This is a genomic window from Pseudomonas fjordensis, assembly GCF_976987115.1.
This window is the reverse complement of sequence record NZ_OZ336860.1, coordinates 1,755,237-1,770,146: the sequence shown is the minus strand read 5'-3', so window position 1 is coordinate 1,770,146 and position 14,910 is coordinate 1,755,237. Positions and strand designations below refer to the sequence as shown.

The 14,910-nt window shown below is 59.2% G+C and carries 18 protein-coding genes and 1 tRNA gene; 6 read left to right on the top strand and 13 right to left on the bottom strand.

What is annotated here, in order from left to right:
• The first annotated feature begins 179 nt into the window (after positions 1-179).
• Together ACWHXD_RS08130 and ACWHXD_RS08125 are read left to right on the top strand one after the other, a co-directional pair.
• Complete coding sequence (locus tag ACWHXD_RS08130) at positions 180-419, top strand: type II toxin-antitoxin system RelB/DinJ family antitoxin (RefSeq protein WP_020301039.1); 240 nt, start codon at positions 180-182, stop codon at positions 417-419.
• A complete protein-coding gene (locus ACWHXD_RS08125; protein WP_032892910.1) occupies positions 409-702 on the top strand; it encodes a type II toxin-antitoxin system RelE family toxin in 294 nt (97 codons plus the stop codon). Before ACWHXD_RS08130 ends, ACWHXD_RS08125 begins: the two co-directional genes overlap by 11 nt.
• 95 nt (positions 703-797) lie before the next feature.
• Here the strand turns inward: ACWHXD_RS08125 and ACWHXD_RS08120 are convergent.
• The 5 genes from ACWHXD_RS08120 to dapA all read right to left on the bottom strand — a co-directional run bounded on the left by ACWHXD_RS08120 (position 798) and on the right by dapA (position 4,486).
• Positions 798-887 (bottom strand) — tRNA-Ser (locus ACWHXD_RS08120).
• Between the two features lie 83 nt (positions 888-970).
• Positions 971-1,684, bottom strand: a complete 714-nt coding sequence (gene purC, locus ACWHXD_RS08115) for a phosphoribosylaminoimidazolesuccinocarboxamide synthase (RefSeq protein WP_027604309.1) — start codon at positions 1,682-1,684, stop codon at positions 971-973.
• Positions 1,685-1,711: 27 nt separating this feature from the next.
• The gene (locus tag ACWHXD_RS08110; RefSeq protein WP_003189469.1) at positions 1,712-2,470 is read right to left on the bottom strand and encodes an MBL fold metallo-hydrolase; all 759 of its coding nucleotides are present in this window, start codon (positions 2,468-2,470) and stop codon (positions 1,712-1,714) included.
• Between the two features lie 4 nt (positions 2,471-2,474).
• Positions 2,475-3,590: an NlpB/DapX family lipoprotein gene (gene bamC, locus ACWHXD_RS08105; protein WP_032892980.1), complete on the bottom strand. Its 1,116-nt coding sequence runs from the start codon at positions 3,588-3,590 to the stop codon at positions 2,475-2,477.
• A 17-nt stretch (positions 3,591-3,607) separates the two neighbouring features.
• On the bottom strand, positions 3,608-4,486 hold the full coding sequence (dapA, locus tag ACWHXD_RS08100) for a 4-hydroxy-tetrahydrodipicolinate synthase (protein ID WP_014717368.1): 879 nt from the start codon (positions 4,484-4,486) through the stop codon (positions 3,608-3,610).
• Positions 4,487-4,748: 262 nt separating this feature from the next.
• On the opposite strand from dapA, the gene ACWHXD_RS08095 reads away from it, so the two are divergent.
• Positions 4,749-5,309 carry a glycine cleavage system transcriptional repressor gene (locus tag ACWHXD_RS08095; RefSeq protein ID WP_003189463.1) on the top strand — a complete coding sequence of 187 codons (561 nt, stop codon included), beginning with the start codon at positions 4,749-4,751 and terminating at the stop codon, positions 5,307-5,309.
• Positions 5,310-5,323: 14 nt separating this feature from the next.
• Positions 5,324-5,797, top strand: coding sequence for a peroxiredoxin (locus ACWHXD_RS08090; RefSeq protein ID WP_003189461.1), 474 nt, complete (start codon positions 5,324-5,326; stop codon positions 5,795-5,797).
• Between the two features lie 598 nt (positions 5,798-6,395).
• Here ACWHXD_RS08090 and ACWHXD_RS08085 read toward each other — a convergent pair.
• Positions 6,396-6,635, bottom strand: a complete 240-nt coding sequence (locus tag ACWHXD_RS08085; protein WP_278914802.1) for a sulfurtransferase TusA family protein — start codon at positions 6,633-6,635, stop codon at positions 6,396-6,398.
• Positions 6,636-6,730: 95 nt separating this feature from the next.
• Between ACWHXD_RS08085 and ACWHXD_RS08080 the strand changes: the two genes are divergently transcribed.
• Positions 6,731-8,164, top strand: a complete 1,434-nt coding sequence (locus ACWHXD_RS08080; protein ID WP_032892982.1) for a M48 family metalloprotease — start codon at positions 6,731-6,733, stop codon at positions 8,162-8,164.
• A gap of 68 nt (positions 8,165-8,232) precedes the next feature.
• Here ACWHXD_RS08080 and ACWHXD_RS08075 read toward each other — a convergent pair whose 3' ends face one another.
• The 5 genes from ACWHXD_RS08075 to rpoE form a co-directional block, all read right to left on the bottom strand.
• A complete protein-coding gene (locus tag ACWHXD_RS08075) occupies positions 8,233-9,669 on the bottom strand; it encodes a DegQ family serine endoprotease (RefSeq protein ID WP_014717365.1) in 1,437 nt (478 codons plus the stop codon).
• A 39-nt stretch (positions 9,670-9,708) separates the two neighbouring features.
• Positions 9,709-9,837: a hypothetical protein gene (locus ACWHXD_RS08070; RefSeq protein WP_269150157.1), complete on the bottom strand. Its 129-nt coding sequence runs from the start codon at positions 9,835-9,837 to the stop codon at positions 9,709-9,711.
• Positions 9,838-9,903: 66 nt separating this feature from the next.
• Complete coding sequence (locus tag ACWHXD_RS08065; protein WP_138762202.1) at positions 9,904-10,863, bottom strand: MucB/RseB C-terminal domain-containing protein; 960 nt, start codon at positions 10,861-10,863, stop codon at positions 9,904-9,906.
• Between the two features lie 16 nt (positions 10,864-10,879).
• Positions 10,880-11,467 (bottom strand): sigma-E factor negative regulatory protein, encoded by a 588-nt coding sequence (locus ACWHXD_RS08060; protein ID WP_032892984.1) that lies wholly within the window; start codon positions 11,465-11,467, stop codon positions 10,880-10,882.
• 32 nt (positions 11,468-11,499) lie between these two features.
• Entirely contained in the window at positions 11,500-12,081 is a 582-nt protein-coding gene (rpoE, locus tag ACWHXD_RS08055; protein WP_138762203.1) for an RNA polymerase sigma factor RpoE/AlgU, read from the bottom strand.
• Positions 12,082-12,540: 459 nt separating this feature from the next.
• Here rpoE and nadB point away from each other — a divergent pair, with 459 nt between their 5' ends.
• Positions 12,541-14,157 (top strand): L-aspartate oxidase, encoded by a 1,617-nt coding sequence (nadB, locus tag ACWHXD_RS08050; protein WP_032892985.1) that lies wholly within the window; start codon positions 12,541-12,543, stop codon positions 14,155-14,157.
• Here the strand turns inward: nadB and ACWHXD_RS08045 are convergent.
• A complete protein-coding gene (locus tag ACWHXD_RS08045) occupies positions 14,126-14,572 on the bottom strand; it encodes a protein YgfX (protein ID WP_032892986.1) in 447 nt (148 codons plus the stop codon). The genes nadB and ACWHXD_RS08045 overlap by 32 nt on opposite strands.
• Positions 14,556-14,810 (bottom strand): FAD assembly factor SdhE, encoded by a 255-nt coding sequence (locus ACWHXD_RS08040; protein WP_014717362.1) that lies wholly within the window; start codon positions 14,808-14,810, stop codon positions 14,556-14,558. Before ACWHXD_RS08040 ends, ACWHXD_RS08045 begins: the two co-directional genes overlap by 17 nt.
• Positions 14,811-14,910 lie beyond the last annotated feature (100 nt).

Here is a 14,910-nt window from a genome sequence, read left to right as displayed (position 1 = left end):
AGGCGAAGAAAAGACCAAGGGAAACGGTGAAAGAATCCGATAAAAAGCGCCCGGCGAAGCCGAAGGCCAAAAAGTAGGATCAACAGATGAGAGCGATTGCCGTATGTCTAGACAGACTTGCCAATGAAACCCGATTGCCCCAATGTAATGACCAACGTCATTACATAAGGAGCTATCCCTTGGCATCTATCAACATCCGTATCGATGACGACCTGAAAACTCGCGCCTACTTGGAGCTGGAGAAACTCGGTGTCACCCCTTCCGAACTGATACGCCAGGCGTTGCAATATGTTGCCGAGCGCGGCCAGTTGCCATTTAAGCCTGTGCTGATGACTGAAGAGGATGAAGCCTTGATGGCGACGGTACGTGAGCGCCTTGCGTCGCCTCAACGAGTGAGGGTTTCTTTGGATGACCTATAGCCTTGATTTTGATGCGCGTGCATTGAAGGAATGGCAAAAGCTCGGTGACACCCTCCGTCAGCAACTCAAAAAGAAGCTGGTCGAAATCCTGAACAACCCACGTATTGAAGCTAATCGCCTACATAGCCTGCCTGACTGCTACAAGATCAAACTGCGTAGCAGCGGGTACAGGCTGGTGTATCAAGTGATCGATCAAGAAATTACAGTGTTCGTGGTCGCCGTTGATAAACGTGAGCGTGATCAGGCTTATCGCAAAGCGTCTGAGCGCCTTGAACAGCGCTAGGCAGGACTACAATAAATCCCTGAAGCAGCCGTTAATAACGGCTTGAAACGAAAAAGCCCCGCAGCTTATTCAGCTACGGGGCTTTTTCTATGTAATGGCGGAGAGATAGGGATTCGAACCCTAGGTACCGGTGAAGGTACAACGGATTTCGAATCCGTCCCATTCGGCCACTCTGGCATCTCTCCAACGGCGCGCATCATAACAGCATGATTGATGGATGCAAAGCGCCGAAGCGAATTTTTTCCGTGCTATCAGATGCTTGCGTCGATTACAGCGGTACGCCGAGCCGCTTGGCGACTTCTTCGTAGGCTTCGATCACGTCACCGAGGCCTTGGCGGAAGCGGTCTTTGTCCATCTTCTTCTTGGTGTCTTTGTCCCACAGGCGGCAGCCGTCCGGGCTGAATTCGTCGCCCAGGACGATGGAACCGTCGTGGAATACGCCGAATTCGAGTTTGAAGTCCACCAGCAACAGGCCGGCGTCGTCGAACAACTTGCTCAGCACGTCGTTGACCTTGAGGGACAACTCCTTCATGCGCGCCAGTTGCTCAGCGGTGCCCCAGCCGAACGCCACGACGTGGGATTCGTTGATGAACGGGTCGCCCTTGGCGTCGTCCTTCAGGAACAGTTCGAAGGTGTAAGGGTTGAGCTTGAGGCCCTCTTCCACGCCCAAACGCTTGACCAGGCTGCCGGCGGCGTAGTTACGCACGACGCACTCGACCGGGATCATGTCGAGCTTCTTGACCAGGCATTCGTTGTCGCCCAGCAGTTTGTCGAATTGGGTCGGGATACCGGCCGCTTCGAGTTTCTGCATGATGAAGGCGTTGAACTTGTTGTTCACCATACCTTTGCGGTCAAGCTGTTCGATGCGCTTGCCGTCGAACGCCGAGGTGTCGTTGCGAAACAGCAGGATCAGGCGGTTGGCGTCGTCGGTCTTGTACACCGACTTGGCTTTGCCGCGGTAGAGTTCTTCACGTTTTTCCATGATGGGCTCCGCTTTGAGTAAGGTGGGCTAGGCGATGTGTCGCCAGTCGAGCCCTGAATCTTGATCGGCCAGTTGCAGCCAGTCCGGGTCGCACCCTAGAGTGTCGACAAAACATTGCCGGGCAAGCGTCGGCAGGTTGTTCTTGCTGCTGAGGTGAGCCAGGACCAGGTGTTGCAGGTCTTGCCAGCCCAACTCGTACACCAGGTATGCGGCCTGGTGGTTGTTCAAATGTCCCAGCTCGCCGCCCACCCGTTGCTTGAGAAAGTAGGGGTAATGACCGCGTGCCAGCAGGTCTCGGCAGTGGTTGGACTCGATCATCAAGGCATCGAGGTCCCGGTAACCCTCCAGCACCTTGGCGCAATAGGAACCCAGGTCGGTGAGCACACCGAAGCGCCGCTCACCGTCACTGAATACATATTGCGTCGGCTCCTGGGCATCGTGAGCAACCGCAACAACATTGATGCTCAGGGCGCCAATTTGCAGTTGCTCACCACCGGCCAGGAAGCCAGCAGGCTCAATGGGTTTGCGCATCCCGCGCAACGTGCCGCGACTCAAGTACACCGGTAAATTGTAGCGCCGAGACAGCAAACCCACGCCATGCACATGGTCGGCATGCTCGTGGGTTACCAGAATCGCGCTCAGTTGCGTGGGGTGAACCCCCAGGCGCAACAGGCGCCGCTCGGTTTCCCGCAGGGAGAAACCACAATCGACCAGCACGTACGTGTCATCATGGGCGACCAGCGTACCGTTCCCTTGGCTACCGCTGCCGAGAACGGCAAAACGCATCGGATCAGCCCAGGTTGTCTTGAATCACGCCCAACACTTTGCGCGCTGTTTCAGCTGGCGCGACGGTGTTGATGTTCTTCTCGACGGTGACTTGCACGCTTTCGCCCACCTTGCTCAAACGAACCTGGTAACGCTCGGCGCGGGTTTCGATCTCTTCCTTGGTCGGCGCGCTGCCGAACAATTTGCCGAAGAAACCTGGCTCGTCGTCTTTCTTCTCGGCTTTTTCAGCCACGTTGATGTAGTACAGGCCCAGGCTGCGGTTGATGTCTTCAACGCGCCAAGGGCCCTGCTCCAACGCACGGCCAACACTGGCCCAGGCGCGGTCGAGGTCTTCACCCAGGTTCAGCACGACGTTGCCGCTGCCGTCTTCGGTGAGGCTGACGCGGCTAGGGGTGTCGTAATCACGGGCGGCGAGCAGGGAAACGGAACCGCCCTTCTCGGAGATACGGCTCATGCTGGCCAGCATCTCGTCGACCAGCGCGGCGTCCACGCCGGTGTTGACCGAGCGCGGGGTGAAGTCGACGTCAGCCGTGCTGCCCGCAGGCCGTTCGGCACTGACTACATAGACTTCGCTGGTGTTGCGCTGCACGCCAGGCTCGATGCGCACACGCACACGGGCTTCGCTGTCGGCGGCTACACCGCCCGCCAGCAGGCGCTGGGCCATGTTGGCAGACAGCTCACGACCTTGCTGCCACGCGGTGGTGAACTCACCGGTTTGCGGGCGTTGCTGGTCAAGGCGGAAACCGTTGTCCTGGAAGAACTGCACCGCCACCGGCCAGACTTCGGCAGGTGGACGCTGGGCTACGATCCAGCGGTTGTCGCCGCTTTTTTGCAGGCTGTAGTCGCTGGCATCGGCCACGGCCATGATCGGCTGTGGGCGCGGCACTACGTACTCACCCTTGACCGTGTCGTCGGCGACGTTGCGTGGAATTGGCAGCAGCGGGTCAAGGCGCTTGGCGACATTGACATCAGGCGGCAGTTGCATAGGTTTGGTTGCTTGCGCTTCCAGGTAATCGCTGCCGCGGTCACGGAAGTAGCCTTCCGGGCCCCATACCCAACCGCAGCCACTGGTGCTGGAGATAATCAAGGCAAGTGCGGAAAGTCCGGCCAATCGCTTCATGCGTAGTGCTTCCTCAATTAAACCAGGACGCCGGACTGGCGCAGAGCCTGTCGCAGCGGTTCGTGACAGGCTTCGCTGAGGCGGGTGAGCGGCAGACGGATACCGTCCGGCATCAGGCCCATCTCAAACAGCGCCCACTTCACGGGAATAGGATTGGATTCGATAAACAGTGTCTTGTTGAGCGGCATCAGCTTCTCGTGGATCGCACGAGCAGTGGCTGCATCGCCGGCAATGGCGGCGGCACACATATCGCTCATGGCGCGCGGGGCCACGTTGGCAGTCACGGAGATGTTGCCCTTGCCGCCCAGCAGGATCAGCTCGACAGCGGTGGCGTCGTCACCGGAATACACCAGGAAGTCGCTGCTCACGCCGGCCAGGATGTCCTTGGCGCGCTGCAGGTCGCCGGTGGCTTCCTTGATGCCGATGATGTTCGGCACGGTGGACAGGCGGATAACGGTCTCGGCCTTCATGTCGCACGCGGTGCGGCCCGGCACGTTATAGAGGATCTGCGGGATCTGCACGGCTTCGGCGATGGCTTTGAAGTGCTGGTACAAGCCTTCCTGGGTCGGCTTGTTGTAGTACGGGGTTACCAGCAGGCAAGCGTCGGCGCCGGCCTTCTTGGCATTCTTGGTCAGCTCGATCGCTTCACGCGTCGAGTTGGCGCCCGTACCGGCGATCACGGCAATGCGGCCCGCCACGCGCTTGACCACGAATTCGATCACCTGGATGTGTTCTTCCACATCGAGGGTGGCCGATTCACCTGTGGTGCCGACCGCCACAATGGCGTTGGTGCCCTCTTGCAGGTGGAAGTCCACCAGTTTGCCCAGGCTGTCCCAGTCGAGACGACCTTGTGCATCCATGGGTGTGACCAGTGCCACCATACTGCCCGCAATCATGCAACCGCTCCTGCCGGAAAAAGAGAGCCGTAATGGTACTGGCGCCAAGATGCTTGTACAAGCGAAGTACCGCGTGAGGATGCGTTCTGGCGCAACTAAACGTCGGGCAATGCCATCATTGGGCCAAAGCACCGCCCGAAGCCGGCTGATCACGCAATGAAAACGCCACCTCCTAGCCCTTGGCGACGCTTTTCGCTACCCTTGATCCTTTGATCGATACCGCCCACACGGCATCGACCGCTCATCGCTTTAGGAAGGCTGCATGTCCACCCCCACAGTTCGCGAACAATTCCTTGTTATCAGTGCCCTCGGCGCCAACCCCATGGAGCTGACCAACGTCCTGTGCCGCGCCAGCCATGAGAACCGCTGCGCCGTCGTGACCTCCCGCCTCACCCGCCATGGCGAGTGCAGTGCGCTGGTCCTGCAGATTTCTGGCTCCTGGGATGCCTTGGCGCGCCTGGAAACCGGCCTGCCGGGCCTGGCCAAGAAGCATGACTTCACCGTCAACGTGGTACGCAGCGCCGCCCTGGAAAACCGCCCCCAGGCCCTGCCTTACGTAGCGTATGTCAGCTCGGCCTACCGCTCGGACATCGTCAACGAGCTGTGCCAGTTCTTTATCGACCATAACGTCGAGCTGGAAAACCTCACCTGTGACACCTACCAGGCGCCACAAACCGGCGGCACCATGCTCAATGCCACCTTTACCGTGACTTTGCCGGCCGGCGTACAGATCAGTTGGCTGCGCGACCAGTTCCTGGATTTCGCCGATGCCCTGAACCTCGACGCCTTGATTGAGCCATGGCGCCCACAGAACCCAATGTAAGGAAGTACTTCTCTATGCCGGTAGCCATCGACACACCCGTGGCCGATTTCGAGGCCCAGGCCACCAGCGGCCAGACCTTCAGCCTCGCAGCCCTCAAGGGCAAGCAAGTGGTGATCTACTTTTACCCGAAAGACAGCACCCCTGGCTGCACCACCGAAGGCCAGGGTTTTCGTGACCAGTACGCCGCATTCAAGGCCGCCAATACCGAAGTGTTCGGCGTGTCGCGTGACAGCGTGAAGTCCCACGAGAACTTCAAGGGCAAACAAGAATTTCCTTTCGAGCTGATCAGCGATAAGGACGAAGCGGTCTGCCAGCTGTTTGATGTGATCAAGTTGAAGAAGCTGTACGGCAAAGAATACCTGGGCGTGGATCGCAGTACCTTCCTGATCGACAGCCAAGGCGTGCTGCGCCAGGAATGGCGCGGCGTGAAAGTGCCGGGGCATGTTGACGCCGTGCTGGCGGCAGCGCAGGCGCTGAACAAGGCTTGATCTTGCCTCGATAAGCATAGACTTTGTGGGCTGTAGCAGCACACGGTAACCACGATGCGAAGCGAGCCGCTCTTGATCTGCTTTTGATCTTAGGCGCCCCGTCAAACCACGCTGGCCGGAATTCGACAGTGATTTGGGGGGTAAACCGGCAGGGATGCCGGTTTAGCCGCCCCGCGCCATGGATGGCGCGTGGCGGCGGCCCCCCAAATCACTGGCGGATTACGGGCACACCGAGCCTAGGCGAGGTGCCGAGTGGTGGGGCAAGAGCCCTTTGGTTACTTTGGGGCTTTTCCAAAGTGACCCGCCGTCAGGGCGGAACCCTAAGCGGCCGTTACCGCAGCAATGGATATGTACACAATCCAACTGTGTTGACTGCCAAGCCGCCTTCGCGAGCAAGCCCGCTCCCACAGTTTGATCGTGGGGTGTCAGGTAGATAGGGGGCGGCTGTCAGGCCGTCTTCGCAGGCAATCTCCCACATTTGGATCGTGGTGCCCAGGTAGACAAGCATCGGCCGCCAGGTCGTCACGAGAGCAAGCTCCCTCGCCACAGGGGCCAGCTTGGTACCGAAGTTGTGTAGATACCTTGCCTCGTAAGGCCTTCAGGCCTTTCGCAACCAATAGCAGTACACGCCAGCAGCCTCTTCTTCCCGAACCAGCGTATGGCCCGCCAACCTGGCAAAAGTGCGGAAGTCACGCTGGGAGCCTGCATCGGTGGCGGTCACTTTAAGCACGGCGCCGCTGGCCAATCGATTGAGCTCCAGCTTGGCCTTGAGCAAGGGCAACGGGCAGTTCAGACCGCTGGCGTCGAGTTCGGCGTCACAGGCTGCAACGTCGGTCATGGTGTTACTCCAGGCAAACATTTGGGCTGCTTAGAATATCTGGTCCCAAGCTCAGTGTCCGGCTACAGTAAGCTCTTTGTCGAAAGGCTTTGTGCATGACTTTTTTGCGCCCTACCCTGCTGACGCTGGCCTGCCTGCTGGCCTCCCCGGCCTTCGCTGACGACCTGCCGTCACTTGGTGATGCCAGTTCTGCCATTGTCTCGCCGCAACAGGAATACCAACTGGGCCGCGCTTGGCTGGCTTACCTGCGCGGCCAGGTCTCGCAACTCAATGACCCGCAACTCAAGGATTACGTCGAAACCAGCGTGTACAAGCTGGTGGAGACCAGCCAGGTCAATGACCGGCGCCTGGAATTTATCCTGATCAACAGCCCACAGCTCAACGCCTTTGCGGCTCCGGGCGGGATCGTGGGGGTCAACGGCGGTTTGTTCCTCAATGCACAGACCGAAGGCGAATACGCGTCGGTACTGGCCCACGAACTGGCGCACTTGTCTCAACGCCACTTCGCCCGAGGCGTGGAAGCGCAATCACGCATGCAACTGCCGATGATGGCTGCCCTGCTTGGCGGCATTATCGCCGCCGCTGCGGGTGCCGGCGATGCCGGTATCGCCGCGATTGCCGGCTCACAAGCCGCCGCGATCCAGGAACAGCGCCGCTTCTCCCGCCAGAACGAGCAGGAGGCCGACCGTATCGGCATCCTCAACCTGGAGAAAGCCGGCTACGACCCGCGCTCCATGCCCACCATGTTCGAACGGTTGATGCGTCAATACCGCTTCGACGCCAAGCCGCCGGAGTTCCTGCTGACTCACCCGGTCACCGAATCGCGTATCGCCGACACCCGCAACCGCGCCGAACAAGCCAAACCCGGCGGCAAGGAAGACAGCCTGCGCTATCAATTGATTCGCGCGCGGGTACAGCTCAAGTACGAAGACACACCAGGCCTGGCTGCCAAGCGCTTCCAGGCGCAGCTGGATGAAAACCCTAAAAATGACGTGGCACGCTATGGCCTGGCCATCGCCCAGATCAAGGGCACTCAACTCAAGGAAGCACGGGAAAGCCTGGCGCCGCTGCTGGCCAAGGCGCCCAACGACATCACCTACAACCTGGCCCAAATCGAACTGGACATCACCAGCAACCGCATGCCGGATGCGCAGCAACGTACCGACCGCATGCTCACCCAGTACCCCAGCAACTATCCGCTGAACCAGGTGCGAGTAGACCTGCTGCTTAAACAGAACCGTACCGCCGATGCAGAAAAGGCACTGGACGGGCTGCTCAAGTCGCGCCCGGACGATCCGGACGTGTGGTATCAGGTCGCCGAAACTCGCGGCTTGTCCGGCAACATCATTGGCCTGCATCAGGCCCGCGCCGAATATTTCGCACTGGTGGGGGATTTCCAGCAAGCGATCCAGCAGTTGGACTTTGCCAAGCGGCGCGCGGGCAGTAACTTCCCGCTGTCCTCACGCATCGACGCCCGTCAGCGTGAACTGATCGAACAAGAGCGCCTGGTAAAAGGCATGATGAGCTAAACCCGCCGCCCACAAAAAAGCCCCGCTGCCGTTAACCGGCAGCGGGGCTTTTTTATGGGGCTAGCGGATTACTCGGCCAGCTTGAAGGTGATGAAGCTGGCACGGCCTTGACGCAGGACGCGCATCGACACCGAGCGATTCTTCGGCAACGCCTTGGCGATGTCGGCGAATTCCTTGGTGGTGTCAATTGCCTGGTTGTTCAAGTGAGTGATCACGTCACCCGGTTGCAGGCCGATCAAGGCGGCTGGGCCGTCCTGAACTTCCTTGATCACCACACCGCTTTGCAGGTCGAAGGTTTTCTTCTGCTCGGCGGTCAGCTCAACCACGGCGATACCCAGGCGGTTACTGCTGCGCTCGGCACCTGGCTTGGCGTTGCCCAAGGCATCCAGGGTCGCGCCTTCTTCCGGAATTGCACCAACGGTCAGTTCGACGTTCTGGCGCTTGCCATCACGAATCACTTCCAGCTTGGCTTTGCCGCCGGCCTTGAGCGCGCCGACCAGATGAGGCAGGTCCGCCGACATGATGATCGGCTGGCCGTTCATGCTCAGGATGACGTCACCGACTTTCAGGCCGCCTTTGGCCGCAGGGCCATTGTCCTGAATCTGCGCAACCAGGGCACCGGCCGGCTTGTCGAGACCGAAGGACTCAGCCAGGTCCTTGTTCACTTCCTGGATCACCACGCCCAACCAGCCGCGGCTGACCTTGCCGCCGCTTTTGAGCTGATTGGAGACGTCCATGGCCACATCGATCGGGATCGCGAAGGACACGCCCATGAAGCCACCGGAGCGGGTGTAGATCTGCGAGTTGATCCCCACCACTTCGCCGGCCAGGTTGAACAGCGGGCCACCGGAGTTACCCGGGTTGATCGGCACGTCGGTCTGGATGAACGGCACGTAGTTTTCGTTTGGCAGGCTGCGACCGATGGCGCTGACGATGCCTTGAGTAACGGTGTGGTCAAAGCCGAACGGTGAACCGATCGCGACCACCCACTGACCGGCCTTCAGGTCCTGGGACTTGCCCAGTTTAAGCACCGGTAAATCCTTGCCATCGATTTTAAGCAAGGCCACGTCGGAACGTGGATCGGTGCCAATCAGCTTGGCCTTGAGTTCACTGCGATCGGCCAGGCGCACGAGAATCTCATCGGCATCGGCAATCACGTGGTTGTTGGTGAGGATATAGCCATCAGGCGAAATGATGAAGCCGGAGCCCAGGGATTGGGCTTCGCGCTGGCCACCGCCGCCACGGGGGGAGCGCGGTTGCGGCATCCCTCGCTCGAAGAACTCGCGCAGCATGGGCGGCAAGCCTTCCAGGTCGGGCATCTGCTGGTTCGAGACCTTGCGATCCGGCAGCTTCTGCGTGGTACTGATGTTCACCACGGCAGGCGAGGCCTGCTCCACCAGTTGGGTGAAGTCAGGCAACTCGACCGCTTGCGCAGGTAAGGCCTGACCCAGCACCAGCACTGTGGCGACTATGGATAAGTAAGACTTCAAACGTGGTATCGACATACAGCTCCCGTTACGACGAGCAGGGTTAAGCGACAGGGTTCAATAAACGCCGGGGACTGCGACCGGCATTTCTGTTCCGCGAACAAACAAGGCCAGAGCCATCAAACCCTGACCTATAAAAAACATGGGAAGTTTTTGCAAGTGAAAATGCTGATCCAGAAATTTCATACACCCAGCACCCAATGAAATTCTGGCTCAGACTGAAAGAACAGGATGAACATAAGATTAACTATCTCAGGGCTTGGCGGCGGCCTTTTCACCACGCACCGACAACGCGATGCGTTCAGCAGTGCCGATGGGAATTTCGCCCACCACCGTGACCATCATTTCGCCATCGACCGTATTCAAACGCCGCGAGACTGCCACGGTCGGCCCAAGCTGAGCGCGGGTTTCATTCACGTCAGCGCCACTGAACGACTCGAGAAACACCGAAAAACGCGCGAGCCCATCGTCATACATCAGGCTGTCGACGGTAGATTTCGTTTGGGGATCTTTGCGCGTAGCGCTGCTGATCTGTTGGAAACCAGGCGGTAGCCAGTCCAGATGCCACCTTTGCGTGGCAGACAGGTCAGGTGCTTTAACGGCGGACATTGTTACCGGCGAACAGTCGCCGCTGGGCTGCAAGTCCTGGTCAGAAGGGGTAGCCGAAGTATCCAGGCGCGTGAACTGAAAACGCTCCAACAACTGCCCTTGATCGTTGAGCAGCAAGGACTTGAGCGGCAGCGCAGTCTCACGATCCAGGTGTAATTCAAACCCATAACGGTAAGGGTCACGCGCACTGATCGACACAATCACCGCATTACGACCAGCCACGCGGGATTTGCCAATGACGGCCAGTTCATAGAATGGATTGAGTTTTTTGGGATCAAGAACACGCGAGGGTGCATCAGAAGAATGACCGAGGCTGGCAACCAACGTGCCACTGACGCATTGCGCCCGGCCGTCTACCCGAACCGCTTCCTGGGCGGAGCCATCAAGCTGCAACAAGCGTTCACGGACATGACCATCCTGGACGCGGTGCCAGATGTCATGGGTGGAAAAACTGCCGTTACGTTCGTAGACAAACGTACCTTCAAAGCTTTGCTGCTGCTCTGCACGCCCAAGTCGAGTCAGCCAGTCTTGGGCTTCATCGGCATGGGCGGATAGTGCAAACCAACTACTGAGCAAAAGCGTAAGGAGCGGTATGGCGCGCATAGGGCTCCTTAGCGAATCAGCGGTTTTCCTGGCTTGCTGCACGAGCGTATGGCAGAGCGCTTTCAGTGCCTTTGGCGGCCGATTCCTGCGCATGTTGACGCAGGTAGCCTGGAAGGCGCTGATCCTGCCAGCCGGATTGCCCCTGAAGTACACCATTGGCCATAGGGCCGGTGGTATCGGTGCTTTCCTTGTAGCCAGCCAGCACGGCCGGGCCTTTGACTTGCGGACCGGCCATGACCGGTTGCTGAGTCTGTTGGGCCAGCTCGTTGCCTGCGATCTCGTCCTGGTTGTACAGGCGAACACCTGCCAACACAGCAACGGTCACCGAAGCGGCCACTGCCAGACGACCCAGGCTGCGCCATGGACCACGCGAGGCTTTTGCCGGAACGGCTTCATCAGCCAGTGCAGCAGAAACGGCCGCAGCAATATCCAGACGAGGGATTAGGAGATCCTTGTGCATCACCGCCCGAGCGACTTGGTAACGAGACCAGGTATCACGGGTTTGGGCGTCATCAAATGCATTGAGCACTCGACGAAGTTCCAGTTCATCCGCTTCGTTATCCATCACTGCGGACAGCGATTCCTGCAGGGCATCACGACTCATGGCGGTTCCTCTCTTGGCTGTCGCCGCTGTCTTTAGTTTTCCTGCAACAACGGTTGCAAGGCTTTGTCGATGGCTTCCCGGGCCCGGAAAATCCGTGACCTCACAGTCCCCACCGGACATTGCATGACGCTCGCAATGTCTTCGTAACTCAGACCATCGAATTCACGTAAAGTTAACGCCGTACGCAAATCTTCTGGCAGTTGCTGAATAGTGCGATGGACGGTGCCTTCGATCTCGTCGCGCAGCAATGCACGCTCCGGCGACTCGAGATCTTTGAGGCCGTGATCACCATCGTAAAATTCTGCATCTTCTGAACTGACATCACTGTCTGGTGGGCGGCGACCGCGTGACACCAGATAGTTTTTCGCCGTGTTAATGGCGATGCGGTATAGCCACGTGTAAAACGCACTGTCACCGCGGAAATTTCCAAGTGCACGGTAAGCCTTGATAAAGGCTTCCTGTGCAACGTCCTGCGCTTCATGGGTGTCGTGCACAAACCGCACGATCAACCCGAGAATTTTGTGCTGGTATTTCAGCACTAGCAGATCAAATGCTCGCTTATCACCGCGCTGTACGCGCTCGACCAGCCGCTGATCCTCTTCCTGGGTTAGCATGAACACTCCTCGTTGTACTTGAAGGAGGCTTGCATAACTAAACGATCAGGCTTGCAAACATAGACTCGGGCTTTTCGCAAAAGTTCTCCCCCTTCAAGCAAGTTTCCGGCATGCACTGATTTGGCACACACGAAAAACGCAGCACGGTCGGTGCCGGCTGCGCGAATAATCTTGTCGCCGGTTTCGTGACGCGTCCAATGCTCCCGACGGGCCAATAAACTCAACGTTTTCCCAGCTTTCGGGCAACCTGCTATTGAGTCGGGGCTTATGCAAAAAGTTCCCGTCCCGCCAACCGGCCATTTCCCAAAGCTGCGCAGCATAATCTCACAATGCCACGAAGGCGTGGCTATTGTGCCGCTCCACCCCTCTATATACTAGTGGCCCGTGTGACCCTTTGATTCGCCGATCCAGGCGTCCTGTTTGCGCCCCCTTTGGATCGCTTTTTGCGGAATCCGTCAAATGAGCCAACAGTTTCAACACGATGTCCTCGTAATCGGCAGCGGCGCCGCCGGCTTGAGCCTGGCCCTGACCCTGCCCAGCCATTTGCGTATAGCGGTTTTGAGCAAAGGCGACTTGGCCAACGGCTCGACCTTCTGGGCCCAGGGCGGCGTTGCTGCAGTGCTGGACGACACCGACACCGTGCAATCCCACGTCGAAGACACCCTCAACGCTGGCGGCGGCCTGTGCAATGAAGACGCCGTGCGCTTCACCGTCGAGCACAGCCGGGAAGCCATCCAATGGTTGATCGACCAAGGTGTGCCCTTCACCCGTGATGAACATGCCGGCAGCGACGACGGCGGCTTTGAGTTCCACCTGACCCGCGAAGGCGGCCACAGCCATCGCCGAATCATTCACGCCGCCGATGCCACCGGGGCCGCGATTTTCAAGACCCTGCTCGAGCAGGCCCGCCAACGCCCCAACATCCAATTGCTGGAGCAGCGCGTCGCCGTCGACCTGATCACCGAAAAACGCCTGGGCTTGCCGGGCGAGCGCTGCCTGGGCGCCTACGTACTCAACCGCACCAGCGGTGAAGTCGATACCTATGGCGCACGTTTCACCATTCTCGCCTCGGGCGGCGCCGCCAAGGTCTACCTCTATACCAGCAACCCCGACGGTGCCTGCGGCGACGGCATTGCGATGGCCTGGCGCTCGGGCTGCCGGGTCGCCAACCTGGAATTCAACCAGTTCCACCCCACTTGCCTGTATCACCCGCAGGCCAAGAGCTTCCTGATCACCGAAGCCCTGCGCGGTGAAGGTGCGCATTTGAAGCTGCCCAATGGCGAGCGCTTCATGCAGCGCTTCGACCCACGTGCCGAACTGGCGCCGCGCGATATCGTCGCCCGCGCCATCGACCACGAAATGAAGCGCCTGGGTATCGACTGCGTGTACCTGGACATCAGCCACAAGCCCGAAGCCTTCATCAAGACCCACTTCCCGACCGTCTACGAACGCTGCCTGACTTTCAATATCGACATCACCAAGGGCCCGATCCCCGTGGTACCGGCCGCGCACTACACCTGCGGGGGCGTAATGGTCGACCAGCATGGCCGCACCGACGTGCCAGGCCTGTACGCCATCGGCGAAACCAGTTTCACCGGCCTGCACGGCGCCAACCGCATGGCCAGCAATTCACTGCTCGAATGCTTCGTGTATGCGCGCTCGGCGGCAGCGGACATTCTTGAGCAACTACCGCGTATCCCGGTACCGGCCGCCCTGCCCCGCTGGGACGCGAGCCAGGTTACCGATTCGGACGAGGACGTGATCATCGCCCACAACTGGGACGAGCTGCGGCGCTTCATGTGGGACTATGTGGGCATCGTGCGCACCAACAAGCGCCTGCAACGGGCGCAACATCGGGTGCGCTTGCTGCTGGATGAGATCGATGAGTTCTACAGCAACTATAAGGTCAGCCGCGACCTGATCGAATTGCGCAACCTGGCCCAAGTGGCCGAGCTGATGATTCGTTCAGCCATGGAACGCAAGGAAAGCCGCGGCCTGCATTACACCCTCGACTACCCCCAGATGCTGCCCGAAGCCCGCGACACTATCCTGGTGCCAACCACCTACGGCGGCTGAACTTCAGGCGTACACGCAGGCGCCGGTGCACATCGGCGGCCTGCGCATCCTTGGGCACGCAGATGGACTGCACTCGCCGTTCACCCTGCACCCGGTAACGCAACACCACGATCAGCGGCAACGCCAGGCTGTCGGGCCGCAGTTGCACAGGGTGCCACCCGCGTGCGGCGCTCCATAATTGCCAGCCATCGTCGTCACGGCGCAGGCCACGAATCGACGAACGGTGAGTGAGTAGGATTTGCCGCGGTAATATCCAGGCACAATGAGCCAGGCATAACAGGATGCCAAGGCTTGAGTAAGGCAGGTTTAGAGCCAGCAGGCTGCCCAGCGCGATCAGTTGGGCAAGCACATAGGCCGCCAGCAACAGCCGCGAGGCCTGCCAGCGGCATTCGAAACGATTACTTGGGCTGGACACGGTCCAGGATCATCCGAACCATGCGCTGCAGCTCCGGGTCTTCGGATTCGGCGCGCTCCATGAACCAGCCAAACATGTCCTGGTCTTCGCACGTGAGCAACCTGACGTAGAGGTCGCGGTCCACCTGATTGAGCGTCGCGTACACCTCTTTAGTGAAAGGCACCAGCAGCACATCCAGCTCCAGCATGCCGCGACGGCTGTGCCAGTAGAGGCGATTGATTTCTACATCTTCGACCATGGAGCCCTCCTAAATTAGAGCGCAAGTATACAGCCCCGACGACACCGGAACAGTCGGCTTTGGTCGACCGCGACGAAACTATGCATTTGCCGGACGCCCC

What these genes read in the sequence shown, in the direction of transcription:
- ACWHXD_RS08125 (WP_032892910.1), top strand. Translation starts at nt 409, where the DNA reads ATGACCTATAGCCTTGATTTTGATGCGCGTGCATTGAAGGAATGGCAA.
- purC (WP_027604309.1), bottom strand. Translation starts at nt 1,684, where the DNA reads ATGGAAAAACGTGAAGAACTCTACCGCGGCAAAGCCAAGTCGGTGTAC.
- ACWHXD_RS08110 (WP_003189469.1), bottom strand. Translation starts at nt 2,470, where the DNA reads ATGCGTTTTGCCGTTCTCGGCAGCGGTAGCCAAGGGAACGGTACGCTG.
- bamC (WP_032892980.1), bottom strand. Translation starts at nt 3,590, where the DNA reads ATGAAGCGATTGGCCGGACTTTCCGCACTTGCCTTGATTATCTCCAGC.
- dapA (WP_014717368.1), bottom strand. Translation starts at nt 4,486, where the DNA reads ATGATTGCGGGCAGTATGGTGGCACTGGTCACACCCATGGATGCACAA.
- ACWHXD_RS08095 (WP_003189463.1), top strand. Translation starts at nt 4,749, where the DNA reads ATGTCCACCCCCACAGTTCGCGAACAATTCCTTGTTATCAGTGCCCTC.
- ACWHXD_RS08090 (WP_003189461.1), top strand. Translation starts at nt 5,324, where the DNA reads ATGCCGGTAGCCATCGACACACCCGTGGCCGATTTCGAGGCCCAGGCC.
- ACWHXD_RS08085 (WP_278914802.1), bottom strand. Translation starts at nt 6,635, where the DNA reads ATGACCGACGTTGCAGCCTGTGACGCCGAACTCGACGCCAGCGGTCTG.
- ACWHXD_RS08080 (WP_032892982.1), top strand. Translation starts at nt 6,731, where the DNA reads ATGACTTTTTTGCGCCCTACCCTGCTGACGCTGGCCTGCCTGCTGGCC.
- ACWHXD_RS08075 (WP_014717365.1), bottom strand. Translation starts at nt 9,669, where the DNA reads ATGTCGATACCACGTTTGAAGTCTTACTTATCCATAGTCGCCACAGTG.
- ACWHXD_RS08070 (WP_269150157.1), bottom strand. Translation starts at nt 9,837, where the DNA reads ATGAAATTTCTGGATCAGCATTTTCACTTGCAAAAACTTCCCATGTTT.
- ACWHXD_RS08065 (WP_138762202.1), bottom strand. Translation starts at nt 10,863, where the DNA reads ATGCGCGCCATACCGCTCCTTACGCTTTTGCTCAGTAGTTGGTTTGCA.
- ACWHXD_RS08060 (WP_032892984.1), bottom strand. Translation starts at nt 11,467, where the DNA reads ATGAGTCGTGATGCCCTGCAGGAATCGCTGTCCGCAGTGATGGATAAC.
- rpoE (WP_138762203.1), bottom strand. Translation starts at nt 12,081, where the DNA reads ATGCTAACCCAGGAAGAGGATCAGCGGCTGGTCGAGCGCGTACAGCGC.
- nadB (WP_032892985.1), top strand. Translation starts at nt 12,541, where the DNA reads ATGAGCCAACAGTTTCAACACGATGTCCTCGTAATCGGCAGCGGCGCC.
- ACWHXD_RS08040 (WP_014717362.1), bottom strand. Translation starts at nt 14,810, where the DNA reads ATGGTCGAAGATGTAGAAATCAATCGCCTCTACTGGCACAGCCGTCGC.